The sequence below is a fragment of the Cyclobacterium qasimii M12-11B genome, from assembly GCF_000427295.1.
GTDB classification, from domain to species: Bacteria; Bacteroidota; Bacteroidia; order Cytophagales; family Cyclobacteriaceae; genus Cyclobacterium; species Cyclobacterium qasimii.
The window spans coordinates 14,555-37,635 of record NZ_ATNM01000189.1; the positions used below are offsets into that span (position 1 = coordinate 14,555).

The window sequence follows — 23,081 nt, forward strand, 5'->3', positions numbered from 1 at the left end:
TTAAAATTCTCTGCCTGTTCAAAGATCTCCCTACAAACTTCCTCTCTGTCTTTAGTCTTTATTTTAATTTCCATTCTAAATCTGAATAAAATTGCCAGTTGATCTTAATGTCTTCGGTTTTCCATCGCTCTGCAATCTTTTTCAGGATGGATTTCCTGTGCCCTGACCCAATAAACATTAAGCCACTAGTATAATTGTTTTCCTTGCTGTACTTGTAAACGTTATCAAGGATAACATCTTCACGCTTTTCAATAACTTCTTTTTCTAAGAGAGCTATTCGATTTAAATCTTCATCATTTAAGAAGATTAAGATTCTTTCTTTAAGGATATCCATTTTTTCAATTATCACATCAATATGATCACTATTGAATATTCTAAATGCATGCTGATTTCCCAATGAAATCATATTGTCTAAAAAACTTCTTAATTGAAATGAATGCTCCCCTGCCTTATACGCCATCTTGTTATGTAAATAATCTAAATTTTTGTAATAATCTTTTGGAAGATCATAAGTATCTACTGGAAGATGTATTACATTCTTGATAGTCAAATACTTTTTAATAGCAACTGACTCTAAGTTATTCAGAGTCTGTTGAACATAAGATTCCTGATAGGTGGAATGGGACAGTTCCTCAAAAATTACTTCTGGATTAGTACTCTCTATAAGCTGCAGTAATGCATCGGAGGTACATAATCCACCTTCCTCATGTCTGGAAAAAATTAAAGTAACATTAAAGATCATTGGTAAATATATTTTTATATAAGCTTGCCATAGCTCCAAAAAATAAAGTCAAGTTTCTTAAGCTTCGACAACTCATTACCTGGAAAGGATTTATCAAAGTCAGAGAATATTGACGAAAAGAATTTATTTTCTATGATATAGGCGTAGGTTTCTCTAATCACTTCATGTCTTGCTGAATAAACTTTCAATTTATTGTCTAAATTACCACTAGGACTGTAGGATGATCTAATAATGGATTTCGAAACTTTCAGCTATTTATCATTATCTCAGAATCACTTACTTTATCAATTAAGCTGCTATTTAATTTTGTGATGAGAACTTTTAAGTTATGCTTAAACCACAGAGGGGAATATGGAGATATCACTATACTATCTATCAATTCATCAATGTCAATACCGACATGAAAACCATCAGAAATAGATAAATCATACTCTTCAGGAGATTCAGAAAAATACTGGTTATTTGAAGTACCGAAAACTCTAATTTCTTTCTCGTACTCGTAAAACTCTTTTTTAGTAATCGCTAGATTGGTTTTAGTGAAATTAGATCGTTCTATATGATTTTTATAAGAAACTTCTCCAATTTTCAGCCTATCAATTTGCAATAGTGGAATATTCATTTCTATAGATTCTGGGATAATTTCAGAAGTTAATTCAGCTTTTTTATCTATAGTTTCAAGACAGTGAATTAATTTTGAAACAGTGCTTTTTATTGCAACCCCATTAATAGAACCTCCTAAATAAATTTTCCAAAGTGCATAAGATTCTGCGTTATTGAGTGACCAGCAATTAACATACGTATTTTCTTTGAACCTCTTTGCTACCGAGACTTCTTTCTCCATAGTTGATTTTAACACTAATTGAAGATTTACCCCTTTCGAGATAGTCTCTCCTTCTCTCATCTAAAGAATTAATAGGTATTTCCATTTCAAATTTATCTTCCATCTTTCTAGCATTTGCAAAATAAATAGATCTATTTAAGATGAGATCTATAAATTTCTCCAAAGACATATATCGCCAGATTATGTTGTTTCCATGTAAAGAACCTAACTTTTCAATTTTCATCACAAAATACTTTTTTCCAGTTAATTTATAAATAATAATATAATTTAAAAAATCACTTGTATCGTAAATTAAGTTATAAATCAATTAGTTTTCTATATCATCAACCCTTTGAAAAATGAAGTTTGCAACTTCCTCAGGGGTAAATATTCTCCCATCAATATAGCCATCCGTTAATAATACCCCTTCAACCTCACCATCATCCATTTTTATAAAAATTATTTTTTCGTGCTCTCTTTTAAAAAATCACCTCTCTAATTACTCTCCATTCTAAACCACACCATGACTTATTCTGATAATCCTTAGATAAAAATACAGCCAATAACTTAGATTTATTCTTATAAATATTTCCAAGATAAATGTCCAGTTGAGGACGTGCTAGGAATGCTTGGTAGTCTTTATCATAAAATATAGGAGAATAAGGCAACAACTCCTTTAACTTTTTCAATACTTCTTCAACGTATGGACGTGATTCTCCAGGAAAAGAAAAAGCTACATCAAAATCAATTTTTTCAGGATTGCGCACATTAAATTTCTTCCCAGCGAACGCTTTAGGCAATATCACCCCATAAGGTTTTAATTCTTCAATAAGCTCTACATCCTTAACTGCCCAATGGGTTCTAAAGGATTCAAAGCCAACAATATCAAGAATTGGAGCTAATTCTCGAAACTGATCAACTGTTACCCAAGGACTAAGCTCTTCTATACGAAACTCTATCGTTATTGTGTTTGATTTTTCCCTGATACTCGTCAGCCATCCAAGTTTTGGAGCTTCATGGAAACCTTCGTAGGCAAATATACAGGGATAACTCATTAGCTCTTTTTTGGCATCTAGCGTAAACTTTCCTAGCCGTTCAGAAATAGCAATTGGAGTATATTCAGCTACTTTTACACATCTTTCTTTGGTTAAGCTGTACATTTTCCCTTCCCAAGCATTTTCTTCTCCAGAAACCAATAAATTATACATCGATTTAATTCTTTATTTAATTTACTTAAAACCTCATATTTATAATCACCTCTGGTACTTCTTAAAGTTCTCTGCTTGTTCAAAGATCTCTTTGTATACCTCATCCCTGTCCACAGGAGGATAATCATTTTCGGCCAATAATATTATCAGGTCTACTTTCAATTCGGCCTTGATGTCGTCTCGCTTGCTCCAATCGGTATACTTTGCTTTGTCATCTACCACGTCCTTTACCAACTGCGCCAAGTGAATCAACTTGTCCTCAGGATAAACAAAGTCATACTTTACCGCCAGTTCTTTCAGAATATCATAAAAGGCCTTCTCTTCGAAATCAATTCCCATCTCCGCATAGGAATCCTTCTCCTTTTTCATGGCATAATAAAGGTTTATGATTTCGTTGGTAAAGTCTTCCAATACCTCACTTTGAAGCACATCAGCTTCTTTGCGTTCATTGTACTTCTCCACCAAATGCTGCATCTTTTTAGAGAAATCGACGCCTTTTACCTTGTTGATTTGCTTAAACTCATCAATGGCTTTCGCCAATAGCTTTTGCAGCAATTTGATCTTTGTGTGGGGCAATTTGATTTTATCGATCTTGGCCAGGTAATCAGCTTCAAAGATATCCACCTGCTTCTGATCATCCTCCCCAAGCTTAAAAATCTCCTCTACGCCTTCACTTAAAATGGCCTCATGAATCATCTCTCGAACTTTTGCATTCATCTGATCGGTATCTGGAACCTCGCCTTTGGTCAATTTAAACACGATGGACCTGACCGCTATAAAAAAATGAATCTTATCTTTCTCAGCATTGCTAAAGGCCGCACTACCTGAGCAAATGTCATAAGCTGCCTTCATCCGTTTCACTAAATTCATAAAGCGCTTTTCCAATTGCTTGGTCAACTGCACAAATTCAGCGGCCATATTGAGCGTATTTAATTGCTCCAATGGAGAACCATTGAAATAATTGCTGTAGTCGAATTTATGAAGTATAGCTTCCAATAAATTCATATGGTCCTTCACCACTACAATGGACTGCTCAATATCCTCGAAGTTTTGGCTATCCATGGTTGAATATTGCTTCAGCGCCAGGTTCATCTGCTTTTTAATTCCGATATAATCCACTACCAGGCCTTTTGACTTTCCTTCAAACTTCCGGTTAACCCTTGAAATCGTCTGAATCAAACTGTGTTCCTGTATGGGTTTGTCTATGTACATGGTATCCAAAAAAGGCACATCAAAACCCGTCAACCACATGTCCACTACTATGGCTATCTTGAAGTTACTCTTGGCATTTTTAAACTGCCTGTCCAATTCCTTTCTGTATTCCTGAGTCCCCAAAGCATCCCAAAGCTCTTTAACATCATCCTTGCTTCGAGTCATCACCATATTTACCCGAGCCATGGGCTTAAGTTCTCTCTGATCTTTTTCAGTCAACTCCACGCCCTGTTCGGCTACCAAAACCTCCGCCCAAGCAGGTCTCAAGCCAATGATTTCCTGATAAAGCATATAGGCAATCTCACGGGTGCTACAAACAAACATCGCTTTCCCAAGAAGGGTGCTTCCTTCTTCTACTCTTGTTTCGTAGTGATTTACAAAATCTTTTGCAATGGCTTCAATTCGTCCTGGATCTCCCAAAATCGTTCTCATCTGGCTGATCTGACGCTTGCTCTCATCGATCTGGTATTCATTCGCTCCTTCTTTAGCGACTTTATTGTAATAGGCCTCTATTTCCTGAAGCTTATGGTTTTCAAGCAATACTTTCGCCGCCCTCCCTTCATAGACTATCCTCACCGTAATCTCATCCATTACCGATTCGGTCATGGTATAGGTATCGACTATGTCCCCAAAAACATCCATAGTGGCATCAATAGGTGTTCCGGTAAAACCCACATAAGTGGCATTGGGCAGGGAATCATGTAGATGCTTCGCAAAACCAAAGCTCTTCTTCACTCCTTGATCCGTAACACGGACTTTCTGATCCAGATTTGTCTGGCTTCGGTGGGCCTCGTCTGAAATACAAATCACATTGCTCCGCTCCGTAAGCAATTCGGTATCCTCATTGAACTTGTGAATTGTGGTTAGAAAAACTCCTCCGGAGTTTCTTCCCTTTAGTTCCTCCCTGAGATCAGCCCTACTTACTACCGACTTGATCACATTGTCTCCAATGAAGTCCTTGGCATTGGTAAATTGTGCACTTAATTGATCGTCCAGGTCCATGCGGTCCGTAATCAGCACAATGGTAGGACTGGCAAAATCCACACTCTTCATCAGTAAACGGGTAAGGTACAGCATGGTAAAGCTCTTCCCACATCCTGTGGCTCCAAAGTAGGTTCCGCCCTTGCCGTCCCCATGAGGAAGCTGATGCTGTTTGATGTTCTCAAAAAGCTTGGTAGCCGCATAATACTGTGGATAGCGACATAGGATCTTCTCATCCTTCCTGGAACTATCCGGTAGGTAAATGAAATTATGAACAATGTCACAAAATCGTTGCTTGTCCAGCATACCCAGTATCAACGTGTACATGGAGTCTATCCCATGCACTTTGGTAGAAAGTCCAGACTGTGGATCGATCTCTTTGTCCAAACCTGCGATCTTCCTCCATGAGTAGAAGAACTCATAAGGAGCAAAAAAACTTCCAGCCTTGGTATTCACACCGTCACCGATAACGCAAAAGGCATTGTACTTGAATAGGTCTGGAATATCCCGTTCGTATCTGGTAGTCAGCTGAACATAGGCCGAATGCAAGGAAGCTTCCTCCCTTATGGCTGACTTAAATTCAAAAACGACTAGTGGTAAGCCATTTACATAGAGTATCCCATCTGGAATGCGCTTTTCAAACCCCTGAATTTCAAGCTGATTGACGATTTTAAATATGTTCTTTTCTGGATTTTCGTAGTCGATCAGGGAGATGAAAATATCCTTGTGTTCGTGATTCTCACGTCTTAGCAGAAAACCATCACGTACCCAATCCATAACTGTTTTATTGCTCTCATAGAGATCTGAGGCCGGTAGTTTTTCCAATTCACGAATGATCCCGAAGATTTCCGCGGGGGTAATCTTCTGCGCTGCATAAGATTCCTGAAGAAAAGCCTGCAAATCATCACGTAACAACACCTCTTCCTTTCCACGTACAAGCGCATCCCCTTGCACATAAGGATAACCCTGCGCTTCCAGAAGCGAGATAAAGGCCTGTTCAAGTTGGGATTCGGTGAATTTCATTTGGTGCAATCAGAATTTATTATGTATATAAATTTTCTAACTTTTTTCTTTCGTCAGATTTATCATCTCCCAAGTACTCATATTGAATATTTGGGTAAATGGTTTGAAAATCAACACCGTTGATTTGAGGGTATTCTTTTGGGATATTCTTCAGCAAATTATATTTGGTAATTAACTTTTGATTTTTATGTTTTTTCCTTATCTCCCAATCTAATCCGTTTGAAACCAAAGAATTTAAAAACAATAAATATTGTTCTTCAATATTTAATCTTACTCTAAGTGATTTTATGTATTGTTCTTTTTCAAAATAATCCAATTCTGATTTCCCGTCTATATAAGTTACCAGTTGAAAAAGTTGCCTAAAATACTTGCCAAGTGTTGGGAATGCTCCCTTATATTCAATTCCTAATATATTTATATACTTATTAAATTTATTAACATCTGATACATTGATAGTCATATCAATTATCCTTTCAGATGTAAATTCAGATGCACCATAAAAAAAATAAAGATAACCTAATTTTACTACCTCTTCATTATTCCAAATAATTGAATTTTCCTCCTTGAATTTTTCGATGATAGAAACAAAGTTCTTAATGTTCTTTAAATACAAATTAAAAATGTCCCTATCAATAGTTTTAAGTTCTTCTACATTTTTTTCATGAAGTTTCAACAACTCAAAAAACCGACTTTCAATTTGTTCTTTTTATGAAAAATAGTTTGATTATGATAGGTATTATAAACATAAATAACACCAATTACAGCAAATAAAGTCCCAATTACTCCACCAAAAAAATCACCATATGTACCAAACGCTTCATAATCAATTTTTTTACTTGAATCAAAGTAGGCATTATAAGCCCATAATTTATATTGACAATATAAAATTAAGCTTGTAAAAACAAAAATAACTATCAAAAAATATATTTTCTTCATTGTAAAATTTAGTTTAATATTTTTGAATATTTTTGAATTAAATTTTTCAGATAATCTTTAAGAAACACTAACGGGAGCCTACTCAATGGTTTTGGATTATTCAAAAATAAACTTTCATCATTTGAAAGAATCTGATGCAATGAAAGAATAAAACCCCTTTCATTTCTTAATAAATGAGATATTGTGGTTCCTTCATTAGCATATCTGTCCATAATTGAACTGTAAAAATTATTCGAAGTCTTGGCATTAGCCTTAATAAGTGCGTCATATATTTTTTCCGCATCCTCTTTCAAAAACCTTATATCAGATTCACTATTAAGCATGTTTACATTTAAATCAAAATCATTATTATGGAGAACTTTAACTAATTTTTCAAAATCAAAAATAATATCAGAATCCTTAATAGAATCATTCAATTGATTAACATACTCAGCGAATGATCTAAATTTCTTAGCATATTCACTTTTATCCTCTTTATACCATTGAAACTGGAATAAAAAATTGTAAACAAATTTTACTTTACCATTTTTAACTGCTTTCCTTACACCATCTCTAAATTTTTCGGTAATCTCTTTAGATACTTCAACTCCTTCTACATTAAATGATTCAAGGTGCACTAAATCTCTATATAACTTTAAATAATTTGGCAAATCAAAAACCCCTTCTTGAACTTCCTCAATTATTAAGTCTATTTTTCTTTTATTTCTGAATCAGATAATTCAAAAATATTATCAAGAATCTTTAATACTTTATCTTTTCTTTCTTGAATCTCAATTTCTTCAAAAGTACTATTAACAGATAATATATCTTTCTTCAGTAATTCACTGTTTAGAAAGCCAGTCTTTATCAATTCCGCTACACTTTCAAAACGCTCAAATTTGAAAGATGATTCCTGAAAATATCTGTTTTGAATTATTGCTAATTCATTTGAGTGTTCATCTTGTGTTTGAATCGGTTCCCCATCAAAATCAAAATATTCTTCGTTATCAAGGAAGTTTCTAAAATTATTGTCACTATTTACAATAGTTATCTTATCAAGTAAAGTAAATGAGTTTCCTCTCTTTGACTCAATTGCATAGAAACATATATATGTTAAAATTAAATCCAGTATTTCAGTTTTATGTTTTATTCCAATTTTAAGTTCTTCAATTTCAACCAGAACTTGTTGATAAGTAGATAACACAAAAAACAATGTTCGTAAGTTATCTGTCCCACCTATTTTAAAAACATCTAGAATAACAGAGACATTGTAAGAGTCTTTATATTTTTTTTCTAAACCTTCTATATTTTCTAAAATTATACTTTCTAGAAATGGATTATAATCAAATGTGAATCTTATATACTTTTCTTTTATTTTTATGTAGTTTTTAAATAAATTTTCAATTTGGTTTTCATTACAAACAAAAATACATTTTGTATTGTGATGTTCAATAAAAATATTAATTACACCCATTGCACTTTCAAAAAAATCGGGATTCATTCTTTCTAAATCGTCAAAACATAGAACAATATTTTTGGGAAATTTGGAAATTGGTTTTTCTCCTCCATTAACTACGGATTCAATGAATTCCGCTTCGATGGATACAGATGATCTACTTTTTGAATTAAGGAATGGATTAATTTCCTTTAAAATTATTTTTTCAAGTTGTGTTTTTGGATTTAATCCAATTAGGCTTTTATAGATGGGCCTAAAGCCTGATTTCTTCATTAATGAATATATCTCTTCTTTTAGAAAATGGGTTTTCCCAATACCCCATTCTCCTTTAATTAAAACAGCATAATCTGTAATAGGATTTTTTAAATATTGATCTATTGATTCTATTATTCGATCTTTGTCCATAAATAAAAATTATTTATCATTTTATAATTTCATCCTGCACCCTCACCCTCCCACTAATCAACTCCGGCAATAAAGAATCTCGAAGTTTTGTAAGGGTTTTAGATTGTTCTTGATTTAATACTATTTTCAAATGGCTACTTTCAATATTATTTTGAAATGATTCTATTATTTTGTATGTAGGCATTAAAACTGGTACACTATTTATTGCGCCAAGAAACAAACAAGTTTGGACAGAACCTTTTGATCTATTTAAAGCTTCATTTTGAAAAAATTTACTCTTAATATATTGATGAAGAAAATGGTGGAGAACTTTACTGTCATCCCCTCTAATAATGGCAACACTCCTCTGAAGTTCATAATTGTTAGGGACTTTAGTGACAAGGGCAACTTCACCTATAGTGCCCACAGTCGTTAGTAGCACATCATTTATTTGAAGACCTGTTCTTTTACGGAGTTGTTGAAGTGTTTGTGAATTTATCTTTCGGTCATTTTCAGTAATAAGAATTTGTCCATTTTTTATGTTTTTACAGCTAAGAAGAAAGCAATTTCCATCTGGGTCATCTTTGACAGTAGAATGAGTTCCATCTGTAACTTTAGCCGTTATAACTCCAATGGTCTTCACCTCCCACCCCTCAGGAATCCATTTCCCCAGCGTCTCATTATATACAAAGGAAGAAGGAAATTCTTTGGCAAGCTCAGGGGACTTTGAGATTAGTTTTTTTGAATGTGGGACTAATGCTCGCTTCTCCGCCATTTCCTGCAATCCCTCGGGAATATCATTGCCTGCTGCCAAGGCATTGTCCATCACCGGATCAAAGTCCACAAACCAGCTTTTAAACAAGGCTTGCGCCATGGCTTCCAGTGTTTGGTTCATCTGACGGTTTAGCTCAATCTTATCATCGATAGAAAAAATTATGTGCTCTACCGACTTTCTTTCGGATTCAGGTGGGATTGATATAGGAATAGATTTAACATCCTTAAGGTTCAGTGTTTTTTGAACTGTTGTATTAGCTCTAGAATTTAAGTGCTGGCTAGCTTTACTTGATCTGAGCCAAAGGTTAATCCATTTTGCTCCAATTTCCGGTTTTACCCTAATCACTGCGACCGCTCGTGCTACATTCCAGCCTTTTAATTTTTCAGGAACTATGGCTGTTTGGCCAGTAGAACCCACTAAAGTCAATAATACTTCACCACCTTTTAGTCTTGTTTTGGAATGCTTAGCTTCTATGTTAGATTCTACTTTTAGAACTGAATCTGTATCCAACATCCCATTCTTGAAATTATTTACCCGTATAATTGGCACCCCATAACGATCATCTTGTCCTGGCTGAACGATTCCGTAGGAAATATTTCCATTAATCGTGCAATCAACCAATTTTAGTTCTTTCCACTCACTCATACCCCAAAGCTTTTAAGTTCTCCAAAATAGCTTGATCCAAATGCTCAGCTTGAGCCATTTGTTCTTTCAGTACAGCCGTCAGCTCCGTCATTTTATCCTCGAAGTGAACCCCATCGTCCTCTTCCTCTGCCACCCCAACATATCGCCCAGGAGTCAGAACGTAGTCGTTGGCTTGGATCTCGGAAAGTATGGAAGATTTGCAATAGCCGGGGATGTCTTCGTACCTGTAATTCCCCTCCTTCCAAAGGAGGGGTGCCTGCAAGGCGGGGTGGTTTTTTTCTAGATCTTCCTGGGCTGCCTGCAAGGCGGGGTGGTTCTTTTCTAGATCTTCCCCGGGTTCCTGTAAGGCGGGGTGGTTTTTATACCAGCCAAACTCCTCTTTTATGGCATTTAAAACTGACTCCGTATTCTCGAAAACTTCTTTGTTTTCGAAACGCAGGACTTTGATACCAAAGGCATTTATAAACAAATCCCGCTCTCGATCATATTCTGCTTGAACCTCATTGAAATGTCCCTGCCCATCTAATTCAATGGCCAGTTTTTCTGAAGGACAATAAAAATCCAGTATGTAATTTCCCACACTATGCTGTCTTCTGAATTTCCTACCATCCAGTTTTTTGTTTTGCAATAGCGTCCATAAGCTGGCTTCAGCAGGAGTTAGGTTGTTTCTAAGTTCTTTCCTGAAGGTTTTTAGGTGGGGAAGGTTGTTTATTTTATAACCACCCCGGCCTTCGGCCACCCCTCCTTGGGAAGGAGGGGAGCTTTGGGCAGATTGGCCTTTGGCCATCTGGTTCGTGCTTGAAGGGACGTGGTTGCGCCAGGTGTGGTAGGTGTTGGCGATTTGGGATATGTCTTCTTTGGTGAGTTCTTTTTGGGTGCGGTCGATCATGGAGCCGAGTTGACGGGCATCTATGAAGAGGGTCTCTCCTCTTCTATCGCGGAATTCTTTTGTTGGATTTTCTGGATGCGGACGTCTTGCTTTGTTTTTAGTTATAAACCAGAGACAGACCGGAATCTGAGTAGTGTAGAACAATTGTCCTGGCAAGGCAATCATACAGTCCACCATGTCTTTTTCTATCAATTCACGGCGGATATCTCCTTCTCCTGAGGTATTGCTGCTCATGGAGCCGTTGGCCAGAACAAAGCCTGCTGTTCCATTCTCGGAAAGTTTGCTAAGCATATGCAGAATCCAGGCATAGTTGGCATTCCCTGCCGGAGGGGTAGTAAATCCCGCCCAGCGTGAATCATCCTCCAGTTCGCTTTTCTCCCTCCATTGGCTTTGGTTAAAGGGAGGATTGGCCATGATGTAATCGGCCTTGAGATCAGGATGCTGGTCTTTGAAAAAGGTATCGGCAGGTACATCCCCAAGATTGGCAGTTATACCCCTGATAGCCAGGTTCATTTTGGCCAATTTATAAGTAACGGCAGTGTATTCCTGACCATAAATGGAAATATCCCTGGTATTGCCCTGATGACTTTTGACAAATTGTACAGACTGCACAAACATCCCACCGGAACCGCAAGCTGGATCATAGATCTTTCCTTTATAAGGCTCCAGCATTTCAGCAATCAGGTTTACAATACTTTTGGGCGTATAGAATTCTCCTCCGCCCTTTCCTTCGGCCGCTGCGAAACGCCCTAGAAAATACTCGTAAATCCTACCTACCACATCTTCCTCTGCATCCCCTACCGTATCGATATTGTTCACGGTATCCAGAAGGGCCGCCAATTTGCTGGGGTCCAGATTCAGTCGGGAGAAGTAATTGTCCGGCAAAGCGCCTTTTAGTGAAGGATTGTTTTTCTCTATGGTATGCAAGGCAGTATCCACGATAAGTGCGATATCGTCCTGCTTGGAATGCCCAATCACATACGACCAACGGCTTTCGGGAGCTAGAAAGAAGACATTCTTCATATTGTAGAATTCCCTCATCTCAAGGTATTTTTCCTTACCCTCAGAGATCAGTTCTTCCTTCCGCTCTTCGAACTTGTCTGAAGTAAACTTCAGGAAGATCAGACCTAATACTACGTGTTTGTATTCAGAACTCTCTACCGTTCCTCTTAATTTATTGGCTGAATCCCAGAGGGTTTCCTCCATGGATTTTTGATTCTTTTTAGGCTGTTTTTTGGCCATTAATGCGTTTGATTATTAAATAATGGATATTGACACAATAGCGATTTTTATTGTGTCAATTGATGGGCATCGGAAGTTGAAAATTCTCCAACACCTATCTGTTCCCTAAAGATATAAAACTTGGCAAGCATTTGATGTACTTTGGCAGTCGTATTCAAACTAAAATCAAAAGTATTTGACAATAAACCATGAAAATCATCATTTAATCAAAAAAAAGCGGAATCATGTTTAAAGTGAGTGATTTAGTCCGCATTGTAGCTTAAAAAAGTCAAAAATGCTGACAAAATCATTAAACATTTAATTACCAATCTAAGGACTCACCCCCAACCATAAAATCTCACCATTACAGGGATGTTATGTAATCTAAAAATTAACACCTAAATTCCGCAGCGAACTTCTTTAATCAATTGTTTCCAATAGAGATAAAACCTTCCAGGTTTCACTCACCTAATTTTAACATCAGGCTGATGATCAACAAAACCTGGAAGGTTTCCGGATTTAACGTAATCATTAACAATTAATAATTATTTAAAAACCCCTCCCATATGTAAGCCAGGCAAGGTTGCCTTTTTCTATAACAAAGTTTAATTCTTAATAATTTTCACACCATATTTATCAGAAACTGTGACTACCCACAAATAATAAATTCCGGGCGGTAGTGAAGCTACAGAAACGATGGTTTCATCTTCAGCCTGTTTCCAATTGACATTGGAACTTTTCCCCATTACATCCACAATCATAATTTCCGAAATATTGCTAGGCTTGTTAAGAACTATGGAAATAGCGTCATAAGAAGGGTTGGGGAAAAATTCGAAAGAAAACTTTGTCTCCTCTGGAGGCAAAGTTTCCTCAGGGGCGGGTGTTTCTTCAGGAGGTGTTATTTCCTCAGGAATACTATTTACTAATATAAATCCAACATCACTTATTTCACTTTCATTACCCTCTCGGTCAAAAGCTTTTAACCAGTAATATCGTGGACCATTTTCCAATTTCCCAGGATCTACAAAATTCTTTGTATAGGAATGGCCGATTCTTATGGCCGTGGAAAAATCATCGGATGAACTCCAAAAAATATAATACCCTACCAAATCTGGTTCTGAGTTTGCTTTCCACCAAAGTTCTATAGTTCCTAATCTAATTCTAGCAGAAGCAGGATGAGGTTTTAGCAGGAGGATAATTTAGAGGAGATCCCTTTACACTCTTAGAAAACTCACTCTGTTTTCCTGAAATATCTTCTATGCTTACCCAATAATAATAGGTCTCACTGTATTCTATATTAAAATCTAAATAAGAACCCTGGTTAGTTCTATTTATTAGAGTGGCAGTATTTTTATCTGGTGTCGTGCTTCGATAAATCAAATACTGTTTCAAAAATGCATTATCGCTCTCATCCCAATTCAATTGTATAAACTTGTCCCCTTCAGTTTTTGTCAGACTTTTAGGAGCCGTAGGGGGATCTTTAAATATTAAATTTACGGTAAGAAGAACGGTGGAATCTATGTTAGATTTATAAGTATGTGAAAATCGACCACCATTTTTAATAAATTCTCCTCCAAAAGCAATACTGTCACCTGAATATAAATCAGCATTTTGGTGATAGACTTTAGACCCAAATGGAATAGAAGAGTTATCATAAAATCCTTTAACCAATAAATCTTTTCCATATTTTGTGTAGGCAGAACTTCCCCAAGTAGCAAAAATCTGTTTAGAGGAATTATAAGAAACCTCAGGTTGGTGAAAAGTAAGAAATGAATTGACCCGAATAATTTCACCATCTTTTTCACCATTGGCCTTAAATTTTTGGATTTCGATTGGCCTTGAGTTCGATTTTTTAAATATGACGCAAAAATCTCCATTGTAATTGACGCCCAATCTGGGTAATCTCAATCCATCAACATTGGTAAATACCATCTCATCTCCAATTTCTGCTCCATTTTCATCAAACCTTTTAACTGCGGTTTTAGAGAAAAATGTCCATGCCAAGAGGATTTGATCATTATTGCTTATATTTATATCTAAGCCACCATTTGCTCCAAGTCGATTTTCATTCATCGATTTACTTAATACCTCAAATTCTTCATTATATACCATAATTGAAAGGTCGTAGTACCCACTTCTAGAGGCTATTACAATCTTTCCATTGTCATTTATTGATACCTTTGAATCGTTTAGATAGTTGAAGTCTGGAACCGTCCTACAACATCCTTCTATGCTTTTTTCACCACTATCAAACCCATCTGCTTTTATTAAACGTGCATTTAAGTAACTATTTCCATTGTACCAAATAATAACAAAATCCCCCCTTTTATTGGCACTTATTTTTGGAAAAACACTATTTCGAGGTACGCCATATTCCAAAACTTGATTTATAGTAAACTTCTCTGTAAGCGGCACACCATTTATGTCAAACTTTTGTGCAAATATATTGGGACTGTTTTCCTCCCTCCAAAGAATCATAAAATTACCAGCACTATCAATGGCCGCTTCTAAGCTCCCAATTGCTGTGTTTGCCTTGATTTCAACTAGCTTAACATCTAAGACCTTATTGAACAAAGAATCATATTTTTGAGCAAAAATAGCATTATTTTCACCTTTATAATTATTCCAAATCACTAAATGATTATTATCTGTACTTAGCGTTTTAGAATATTCAGCTTGCTGTCTGAAAGAGGTATTAACTATTATATCTTCAGTCTGTTTATTGGATTTAAACAATGTTTTCTGCAGGTAAATATGATTACCTTCTGTTCCGTTCACGGCATAAATGATAGAACCATGGTCATCATTGCTAAGTTTTACATCTATTGATGCTATACTTTTCTCACCAATATCATCCCACATTTCAAGGGGTTCATAAACTTGTTGACCGGAATTCTCTAAATAATAAACTTTGACTTTTCCTGATTTACTTTTGCTTCCTGCGAATACTTTACCTTGCTTATTTTGAGAAACCTGTATCAATAAAGAGGGTTCTTCATCCAAATGGAAATCAGATTGAGAACCATTGAAATTAGAAAAAAAAGACAAATAGGTGCCATCTGGATGATAATTTGAAAAAGAAGCTAGGGAAAAAGAAATTACAGTTTTCATTTCTCCGTAATCCATATCAAAAGCAGCCATACAGCAACTATTTGATCCCAGTTCCCTATAATTTAAAACTTCACTTTCCTTATTTACGAACGTTACACTACCAGTTGGGCTAGCACTGGTGTGATTCCGAAAGGAGGCCACAGCCAGATAGCTACTATCCGTAAGTTCAATAGGAAAAGTATGCGGAGATAGGGCACCTACATACCAACTATTTATTAGCGCTCCTTCTTTATTCTTTTCTTTATTAAAAAACTGGGATTTAATTTCATTTCCTGAAAACCAAGAAATAATAAATTCATCTTGAGCATTTTTGGATATGTTTACGGAACCTTTTGAGGCTATTGTAAGCTTTTGAGGTTCATCAAAAGGGATTCCTTGGGGATTATAGACTTGATAATATACGATATACTCTGTAGGCTTTTCTACATGACTCCATACCACAATGGAATTCCCCTTTTTGTCTACCGCAATATCAAAATCAGACCTCCAGTTATATTTAAAAGGAACAGAAGCTATCTTGAATTTTCTCCCTATCGGTATCCCTTTGGGAGAAAATGATTGTGCATATATATTGGTAGAGGTGTCCGTTTTAGTTTGCCAACCTAAGGAAAATTCTTCATTAGGATTATAGTCAAAAGCTACTTTCATTATCTCCTCTCCATACACACTTGCAAGACGAATAGAATCTTTTTTATAAATTTGAGCATTAGCAGAAATGGTAAAAAAGAGTAAAACAATTGGGAAAAAAAGTCCTTTCATTCAAAATTTATTATGTAAACTATAAAATAAATAAGTGTTGATTTTCGCATCATTTGTATGAATTCAAAAAAATAAAATCAGAATATTCGCAAATTATCTCCCGTAAATATAGGATTAAATATCTACACATATACACAAATATGTATTTTAAACACAAAAAAAGTTTATTTATTGTTTCACCTAGTGTTTTCTATCCGAGTTTAAAAATCATAGGTGAAAAATTTTTAATATTGTAAACTATTTTTACTTTATAATGCCCTCTTTCTCTTACTTCCGATACTTCTTAAAGTTATCTACTTGTTCAATGATCTCTTTGTATTCCTCATCCCTCACCTAATGGTCGAGCAAATCACCAGTTAGGAAAGGATTGATTTTTTCTATGTTATGCAAGACAGTATCCACTTACAGGACAATATCGTCTTGTTTAGAATGTACGATCACATTTCATAGGTGGTATTCAAACTAAAATCAAAAGTATTTGACAATAAACTATGGAAATCATCATTCAATCAGAAAAAAAAGCGAAATCATGTATCAAGTGAGCGATTTTGTCCGGATTGAAGTTTAAAAAAGCAAAAATGCTGACCAAATCATTAAACAATCAATTACCAATCCAATAGCTCACCCCCAACCATCAAATCTCACCATTACAGGGGTATTATGTAATCTAAAAATCAACACCTAAATTCTGCAGCCAATTTCTTAATTCAGCTGGTTCCAATAGGGATAAAACCTTCCAGGTTTCACTCACATAATTTTAACATCAGGCTGATGATCAATAAAACCTGGAAGGTTTCCGGATTTAACGTAATCATTAACAATTAACCATTAACAATTAACAATTAATAATCATCAAAAAACTCCTCCCAATCCTTACCACCCGTAAGCCAGGCAAGGTTGAAAATGGCCATTTTACCTGAGTAGCCTTTTGGATCTTCGCCTTCTCCTTCAAAGAATAGGTAAATCAATCCTTCGCTTGGGGTACCGGCTCTTCCGGTGGTCATGGAGGAATAGGCAAACTTGCCCTCCTCTACTAGTTTGTTTACTGGCCAGGTTTTACCACCATCGAAGCTGGCCCAGACGGTTCCGTGGTTTCTGCCGTCATTGGATACTATATTGCTATAGAGCAACACATCATGCCCTTCGATTGGCAGTCTAATCAAGCCTGCCATCAAGCCATAATCCCCGCTTTGGTCTCCATCAGGTAATTCTTCACTGACGTATAGACCTTCCCAGGTCTCTCCTCCATCTTTACTGTGCGCAATATGTCTCATTCTTGGGTTTAAGACATCGGTGGACAAGTGTCTGCGGGAATTGTAGTAGATGGTTCCATCGGAAAGTTCTGTCAGCGTGGCTTCACCGGTTCCATTGGCCGGAAAAGGGGCGCTTGTGTGCCAGGTTTTCCCTGCATCATCACTATAAATGGCATTGGTATAATGGTTGGGCCAAAATTCCTTGTTGTTTCCGCCATCATAATTGCGGGTTGCGCGAATCAATCTGCCTTTCTTTTCACCGAATTGTAAAGTAATGCCATGTTCATTCATGTGCATGGAAGGTACATTTCCATTCTTGTCTCCTGCTAGGCTTGTTTCTTCAACTGCCCATGTTTTCCCATTGTCTTTGCTCCTGTACATTTTAAAAGGAGAAATGGGATGGCCCTCTTCTACAAATGCCAAAATATCTCCACTGTTTTCATCCACAATGACTCCTCCTCCTTGAAAACCGGGCTCGGCTATCGTAATTATTGGCTCCCAGCTTTTCCCTCCATCTTCACTCCTACGCACCTGGTAACTTTTATTCCCCCAGGTGGCTACAATAGAACCATCCTTAGCCGTCACCACATTGGGAAAACGCTCGCATGCAAAAATCTCGCTTAACTCAAAAACGGCTTTGCCATCGTTCCAAAATTCATTTTTGGGTTTTGGTTGGCACAGGAACCTATAATAAAAAGCAATGCGATAAATACAGATTGTCTCACTAGAATAAATTTTATTGATACAAATTAAGAAATCAAAACAGGTAAAAGTCAATTTTAATAGTAGCCCTTTAGGTTTGTTATCCAAAGGATTTTAGTTCTTCTCTACCTAACTAAATATCAATAATAACCATAATCTCTATATTTTTTATACAGAGAAGAGAATAATCATAAATCTTGATTAACCAAAAGCACATAACTAATTAAAAAATAACACTTTATGGGGTTTTACCTTTTGAGTTTATTCAAGCGCTTTCATCAATAAAATTCATTTTAAATCTTTTGAATAGGTTTAAAGACAATCACTATTCAAAAAAGAACAAGGAAATTTTTGTGGTGGTTTGAAGGCCAATAATGAGAACTAAAATCCCTTTATTTTTGGAAGGATTAGAAGGACATTAACCAAATTTGTCTTTATATTTGGATTTTATAGAACACTTTAACAATTTTTATTCGATGAGATTTATTTTTGTTTTTGTATTTTTTACCTTGATTTTTAATGAGGCGGTATCGCAGGAAAAATACTTACCTGGCTATGTGAAGACCCTGGATGGGGAAATTGTTCCTGGCTTAATCGACTATAGAAACTGGGATAACAATCCCAAAAATGTATTCTTCAAACAGGAGCAACAAGGTATTGCAGAGGTTTACAAGGCCCTTGACATCGCTGAATTTGGAGTATTGGATGAAATTTACGTGGGCGCTGTGGTGGAGAAGGAAGTGACTACCAATACGGTCTATGTACACAGTGAATCTTCCGCCTTACAAGTGAGAATGGATACTGTTTTTTTACAAACATTGGTAGGGGGTGAAAAGTCCTTGCTGGGGATGAAATCTTCTGGGAAGCAAAACTTCTATATCAAAGAAGGCAACAACTATACCCTTCTGAAATACAAGTGGTTTCTTGTCGAGCAAAACGGGACGCAACTCAAGGATGAAAACTTAACCTATAAGCGTCAACTGGCTTCCTATTTGGGTAATTGTTTGCACATGATTGCCCCACTTGAAGGTGCCAGCTATGACAGCAAAAGTTTGGAAAACATTTTTCTGAAGTATTATGAATGTACAGGTGGAGTGCCCGCATTTAGAAAAGTTAGGGAGAAAGTGATTGTCGAGTTGGGTATTGTTACAGGAGCATCCTCAACATCCCTTTCATTTTACCAAACCGAAGGTTTTGAAGATCTTCTAAGTTTCAATTTTCCCAGCACTTATGATCTAGTCGCCGGTGTATTTCTTGATGTATTACTACCTAGAAATGAACGCAAATGGTCCATTTACAACGAACTATTATATACTTCTTATACCGTAAGCGGAAGCTTTCAGGACATTACCAATGAAAATGACTACCGAAATGTAGAAGGCAAGCTAGGCTTTGGTTACCTTAAAGTAAATAACATGTTGCGCTATCGGTATCAGCTAGATAATTTTAAAGTTTTTGTCAATGGGGGAATATCCAATGGTTTTGCCCTGAGTGAAACCAACAAAAAATCCACCTTCAGGAAATTCTATACTTCAGAAACCAATGATGATGGCAAGATCTTGAAAGAAACACGTAGCTATGAACAAGGGGTTATAATAGGTTTGGGTGCCACCAAAGGACGGCTGACAGGAGAATTCCGCTATGAGAGAGGAAATGGCATGTCTGCTTACACCGCTTTTGGGGTACGGGTAGAGCGGTATTTTTTACTGCTGAACTATCGACTCAATTAAATAGGCTTTTGGCCGTTTGATGAATGGGGAAAACAATGGGTGATGTGGTGATGGAGTGATTTGGTGATATAGTGATTTGGTGATGGGGTGATAGGGTGATGTGGGGCTTTTTTTAAATGGTTTCTCTTTTGCCAACAAGTAGTACCCATGGTTCGTTGTCTGGGGCGGTGAAGGTCTGAATGGCTTCCGTTACTCTGGCTTCCTCTAAGAATGAACCTGTCTTGGGGTTGAACCATTGATAAGGCATCTCAGGAGTCAATTCACTCAAGGTAATTTCTCCACCTTCGTTAAGGTAGCTAACATAGAACTTTCCTGCCTTGGCCAGACAAAGCTTCCCACCTGCCAGGTCTTTTCGCTTCTCCATATCTGTGAAAGGCATCCCTTCCATGGCTTTGGCAATGAATCCCACATAGCGACTGCCTTCCAAGTTCAAGGCTTCCCGCCAGGACACCTCAGAATTCGACCAATTTGCCCATCCAGCTTCATCTGGGCTCACTTTCCACTGCCACATACCACCAGCACCGTAAACCACTCCCATGGTACCTCCTGACATAAGTTGCATCCAGGCTTCTTCTCCTTGCCACCAGCCTGAACCATTTTCAGGATCTCTTATGCCTTCATAAGTAGGTTCTCCATTGGCCACAGCTTTGGTGGGTTTGTTTTCATACATTTGCTCCACTTTATTATAAATATTCTGGGCAGTATGTCCGGTTTGAGCCCACTGAAAATCCAGCCAATTGGCATCCTGATGGGCTTTATTGTAATGAATTACATAAGTGTCCGGATCAGCCCATTCAGGGATAAAATCATCAAAAGGATTGTAGTGAATTCCGGTAGGTTGGCGGTAAGCATCCCAGGCTTCAACGGTTTCACCCCCTTCTTTAACCCCTACTTCTTTGCCCATTCCATCGGCACCCACTAACCATATGGCAGGACGTGCGCCATAGCGTGCCACAAGGTATTTGCAATAACGGGCATATTCTTCGGCAACAACATTCTTGCCCAGCACCTCTTTTCCTTTCCAACCGAAGCCATGAAACACCGGCTGGTAGACTGGCACAATTTCATTTGCAACAAGTATACCCATCAGGCTGTCCAAGTACTGAAAATAATCCGCATTGATTTGATTGATATGTCCCTCCGGCAAATCCGAAAAAGCAACAGCAAAACCCTGATCCGTATCCCGGGCATTGGGACCGGTAGCGCCTTGATCAGGCTGAATGGTCATAAGTAAAGCAGCATTAAAGCCTTTTTCGCCACGATCTTGTGCATACTGTGTCACATCTGCATAGGTTGCCCGCCATGGCATTGCCCAAGGGGTATCTCCCACCACGATAAAAGGCGTACCATCTGCATGGACCACATTTCGTTTGCCCTCAGACATGCGCAATAAACCATGTTTCAACAATTGATTGTCACCCGTATAAGCCACACTTTTAAGACTTCCCTCTTGACCATGTAAACCGCTATCACTGCTATCGGAAGCAATTGTATGCCATTTCCATTCCCCATTGGCAATAGGAGAAGCAAAGCGGATTTCCCAGTTTTGTCCCCCATCCCAGAAGGCTGGTCGACGCAGTTGCTGTCCATCAGGACCTATGAACTCCGCATACATTTCTACATCCGTATAAGGATTGCTGTAGGTACTGTCGGCTGTAAAAACCAGTGCTATTTCCTCCCACTGTGGGGCATCAATGGCAGCTTTTTCGGATTGAGAGGTATTACAACTAAAGAGAAAATTACTAATGACAAGGAGGGCAAAGACAATTCTCATGGGCTTAAATTTATATTATTGACTTGACAGTAATTGTTTAACTGTCTACAGTTAAGTGTATCGGTAAACGGAATCATAGCAAATACCTATATTTCCGCAGCCTATTTCTTTAACCAATTGGTTCTTGTTGAGATAAAACCTTACATGTTTCACTCAGCTAATTTTAACATGGCGCTGATTATCAACAAAACCAGCAAGGTTGGGATTTATGTAAATAGTAAAACCATCCTTATTATCCGGACAATACAAATAAACAGAAATCGCGCCTATTTCATCAATTGTTTTCAAAAAAGTTGGTGATTTGGTAAGGTTTGGCAGTTATAGTTTATAATAAAGTAGGTACATATGATTCAAAGAAACCTTTATTGAAGAAAATACTGTACACTCTTGAACCTTATATTTTCAAGATTTCTTTAACAAAAAAAGGCCGGATTATTTCTAATCAGGCCTTTAGGAAGGTTATTTTGGTCTTATTACCCGGTAACTTTTCCTATTATTAGGAAGGAAAGGAAAAGCCATCCCCGCCGAAATTTATTTAATGCTTTCAAGCACAGGTTTACCTCTCCACACCTGTGGCATCTCCAAACCAAATATCCAGGCAATGGTGGCACCTGTATCATAGGTCATGATCAGGTCCGAAATCTCATGGTTCTTTTTTATACCTCTACCTTCAATAATCCAGGGGATATATATTTCTTCAGGACTTTTTTCTCCATGGCCTTTTCCGACTCCTCCATGATCTGAAGACAACATAAAGATGGTTTCATCAGCAATGCCCGCTTCTTCAATGGCCTGGTAAATGAGCCCAATTCTTCTGTCCACATTTTTGAGTTCCTTATAATATTCCGGGGTATCATGTCCAATGCCATGTCCTACTCCATCAGGTTCATTCAGATGGATAAACATAAAATTGGGTTTTTCCTCAACAATTATTTCCACAGCCTTGTCCGTACATAAATCATCCCCATCTACATGAGTGATTATATCGATGGCATCCTTTTCCAACAAGTATTCAATACCACCCCAACTGAAAACGGCAGCAGTCTTTGCCTTGGGCATTTGTTCCCTGATCAAGCCAAATATGGAAGGATAAATCCCGTAATTACCAATTTTCGCAGATGGAATTTCAGGTGTTTTGCTACCCCATTCGGTATATCCATGGGCTGTAGGTCCTGAAGCCATCAACATAGAAGCCCAATTTACGGCACTTGATGAAGGCAAAACCGTTCTGGCTTTCAGGCTATAACTTCCTGATTCCATGATCTTTTTTAAGTTGGGCATTTCTGCCTTGGGAATGGCATAAGAACCTAAGCCGTCCAAACCCAACAATACCACATGTTTTACTTTTTTCACCTGGGCCTGCAAGGCACCAGCGCTCAGTAACATTGCTGGCAATAACAGCATTAAAGTTATTCTTTTACAGTTCATTTATACTTGGTTTATTATTAATTGATTCATAATAATAGGGCTTTTCTGGTAGG

16 protein-coding genes are annotated in these 23,081 nt (G+C 37.2%); 1 reads left to right on the forward strand and 15 read right to left on the reverse strand.

From position 1 onward, the window contains the following. Positions 1–58: 58 nt before the first annotated feature. The 13 genes from ADICYQ_RS22715 to ADICYQ_RS22780 form a co-directional block, all read right to left on the reverse strand. Complete coding sequence (locus tag ADICYQ_RS22715; protein WP_040417787.1) at positions 59–742, reverse strand: hypothetical protein; 684 nt, start codon at positions 740–742, stop codon at positions 59–61. A 247-nt stretch (positions 743–989) separates the two neighbouring features. Continuing rightward, on the reverse strand, positions 990–1,643 hold the full coding sequence (locus ADICYQ_RS22720; protein ID WP_020893607.1) for a hypothetical protein: 654 nt from the start codon (positions 1,641–1,643) through the stop codon (positions 990–992). A 398-nt stretch (positions 1,644–2,041) separates the two neighbouring features. After that, positions 2,042–2,770, reverse strand: a complete 729-nt coding sequence (locus ADICYQ_RS22730) for a hypothetical protein (protein ID WP_020893609.1) — start codon at positions 2,768–2,770, stop codon at positions 2,042–2,044. Positions 2,771–2,815: 45 nt separating this feature from the next. Then, positions 2,816–5,986 carry a type I restriction endonuclease subunit R gene (locus ADICYQ_RS22735; protein WP_020893610.1) on the reverse strand — a complete coding sequence of 1,057 codons (3,171 nt, stop codon included), beginning with the start codon at positions 5,984–5,986 and terminating at the stop codon, positions 2,816–2,818. 19 nt (positions 5,987–6,005) lie between these two features. Next, complete coding sequence (locus ADICYQ_RS22740) at positions 6,006–6,659, reverse strand: putative phage abortive infection protein (RefSeq protein WP_020893611.1); 654 nt, start codon at positions 6,657–6,659, stop codon at positions 6,006–6,008. Then, a complete protein-coding gene (locus tag ADICYQ_RS22745; protein WP_040417798.1) occupies positions 6,656–6,922 on the reverse strand; it encodes a hypothetical protein in 267 nt (88 codons plus the stop codon). Before ADICYQ_RS22745 ends, ADICYQ_RS22740 begins: the two co-directional genes overlap by 4 nt. A gap of 8 nt (positions 6,923–6,930) precedes the next feature. Continuing rightward, the gene (locus tag ADICYQ_RS22750; protein ID WP_020893612.1) at positions 6,931–7,539 is read right to left on the reverse strand and encodes a hypothetical protein; all 609 of its coding nucleotides are present in this window, start codon (positions 7,537–7,539) and stop codon (positions 6,931–6,933) included. Between the two features lie 71 nt (positions 7,540–7,610). Continuing rightward, positions 7,611–8,762, reverse strand: a complete 1,152-nt coding sequence (locus ADICYQ_RS22755) for a P-loop NTPase fold protein (RefSeq protein ID WP_020893613.1) — start codon at positions 8,760–8,762, stop codon at positions 7,611–7,613. 16 nt (positions 8,763–8,778) lie between these two features. Continuing rightward, the gene (locus tag ADICYQ_RS22760; protein ID WP_020893614.1) at positions 8,779–10,161 is read right to left on the reverse strand and encodes a restriction endonuclease subunit S; all 1,383 of its coding nucleotides are present in this window, start codon (positions 10,159–10,161) and stop codon (positions 8,779–8,781) included. After that, positions 10,154–12,292, reverse strand: coding sequence for an N-6 DNA methylase (locus ADICYQ_RS27910; RefSeq protein WP_020893615.1), 2,139 nt, complete (start codon positions 12,290–12,292; stop codon positions 10,154–10,156). Before ADICYQ_RS27910 ends, ADICYQ_RS22760 begins: the two co-directional genes overlap by 8 nt. Before the next feature lie 584 nt (positions 12,293–12,876). Next, positions 12,877–13,380 carry a T9SS type A sorting domain-containing protein gene (locus ADICYQ_RS22770; protein WP_020893618.1) on the reverse strand — a complete coding sequence of 168 codons (504 nt, stop codon included), beginning with the start codon at positions 13,378–13,380 and terminating at the stop codon, positions 12,877–12,879. A gap of 52 nt (positions 13,381–13,432) precedes the next feature. Then, complete coding sequence (locus tag ADICYQ_RS22775) at positions 13,433–16,141, reverse strand: hypothetical protein (protein ID WP_020893619.1); 2,709 nt, start codon at positions 16,139–16,141, stop codon at positions 13,433–13,435. Between the two features lie 842 nt (positions 16,142–16,983). Then, positions 16,984–18,204 carry a sialidase family protein gene (locus ADICYQ_RS22780; RefSeq protein ID WP_051160325.1) on the reverse strand — a complete coding sequence of 407 codons (1,221 nt, stop codon included), beginning with the start codon at positions 18,202–18,204 and terminating at the stop codon, positions 16,984–16,986. 368 nt (positions 18,205–18,572) lie between these two features. Here ADICYQ_RS22780 and ADICYQ_RS22785 point away from each other — a divergent pair, with 368 nt between their 5' ends. Then, a complete protein-coding gene (locus tag ADICYQ_RS22785) occupies positions 18,573–19,826 on the forward strand; it encodes an outer membrane beta-barrel protein (protein WP_020893621.1) in 1,254 nt (417 codons plus the stop codon). A 112-nt stretch (positions 19,827–19,938) separates the two neighbouring features. On the opposite strand, the gene ADICYQ_RS22790 is transcribed toward ADICYQ_RS22785, so the two are convergent. After that, entirely contained in the window at positions 19,939–21,600 is a 1,662-nt protein-coding gene (locus tag ADICYQ_RS22790) for a glycoside hydrolase family 140 protein (protein WP_020893622.1), read from the reverse strand. A 531-nt stretch (positions 21,601–22,131) separates the two neighbouring features. Beyond that, positions 22,132–23,028 carry an alkaline phosphatase family protein gene (locus ADICYQ_RS22800; protein WP_040417801.1) on the reverse strand — a complete coding sequence of 299 codons (897 nt, stop codon included), beginning with the start codon at positions 23,026–23,028 and terminating at the stop codon, positions 22,132–22,134. Between the last annotated feature and the right edge of the window lie 53 nt (positions 23,029–23,081).

Excerpts from the sequence above, each read along its gene's own strand:
- ADICYQ_RS22715 (WP_040417787.1), bottom strand. The coding sequence starts at position 742 with ATGATCTTTAATGTTACTTTAATTTTTTCCAGACATGAGGAAGGTGGA.
- ADICYQ_RS22720 (WP_020893607.1), bottom strand. The coding sequence starts at position 1,643 with ATGAGAGAAGGAGAGACTATCTCGAAAGGGGTAAATCTTCAATTAGTG.
- ADICYQ_RS22730 (WP_020893609.1), bottom strand. The coding sequence starts at position 2,770 with ATGTATAATTTATTGGTTTCTGGAGAAGAAAATGCTTGGGAAGGGAAA.
- ADICYQ_RS22735 (WP_020893610.1), bottom strand. The coding sequence starts at position 5,986 with ATGAAATTCACCGAATCCCAACTTGAACAGGCCTTTATCTCGCTTCTG.
- ADICYQ_RS22745 (WP_040417798.1), bottom strand. The coding sequence starts at position 6,922 with ATGAAGAAAATATATTTTTTGATAGTTATTTTTGTTTTTACAAGCTTA.
- ADICYQ_RS22755 (WP_020893613.1), bottom strand. The coding sequence starts at position 8,762 with ATGGACAAAGATCGAATAATAGAATCAATAGATCAATATTTAAAAAAT.
- ADICYQ_RS22760 (WP_020893614.1), bottom strand. The coding sequence starts at position 10,161 with ATGAGTGAGTGGAAAGAACTAAAATTGGTTGATTGCACGATTAATGGA.
- ADICYQ_RS27910 (WP_020893615.1), bottom strand. The coding sequence starts at position 12,292 with ATGGCCAAAAAACAGCCTAAAAAGAATCAAAAATCCATGGAGGAAACC.
- ADICYQ_RS22775 (WP_020893619.1), bottom strand. The coding sequence starts at position 16,141 with ATGAAAGGACTTTTTTTCCCAATTGTTTTACTCTTTTTTACCATTTCT.
- ADICYQ_RS22785 (WP_020893621.1), top strand. The coding sequence starts at position 18,573 with ATGAGATTTATTTTTGTTTTTGTATTTTTTACCTTGATTTTTAATGAG.
- ADICYQ_RS22790 (WP_020893622.1), bottom strand. The coding sequence starts at position 21,600 with ATGAGAATTGTCTTTGCCCTCCTTGTCATTAGTAATTTTCTCTTTAGT.
- ADICYQ_RS22800 (WP_040417801.1), bottom strand. The coding sequence starts at position 23,028 with ATGAACTGTAAAAGAATAACTTTAATGCTGTTATTGCCAGCAATGTTA.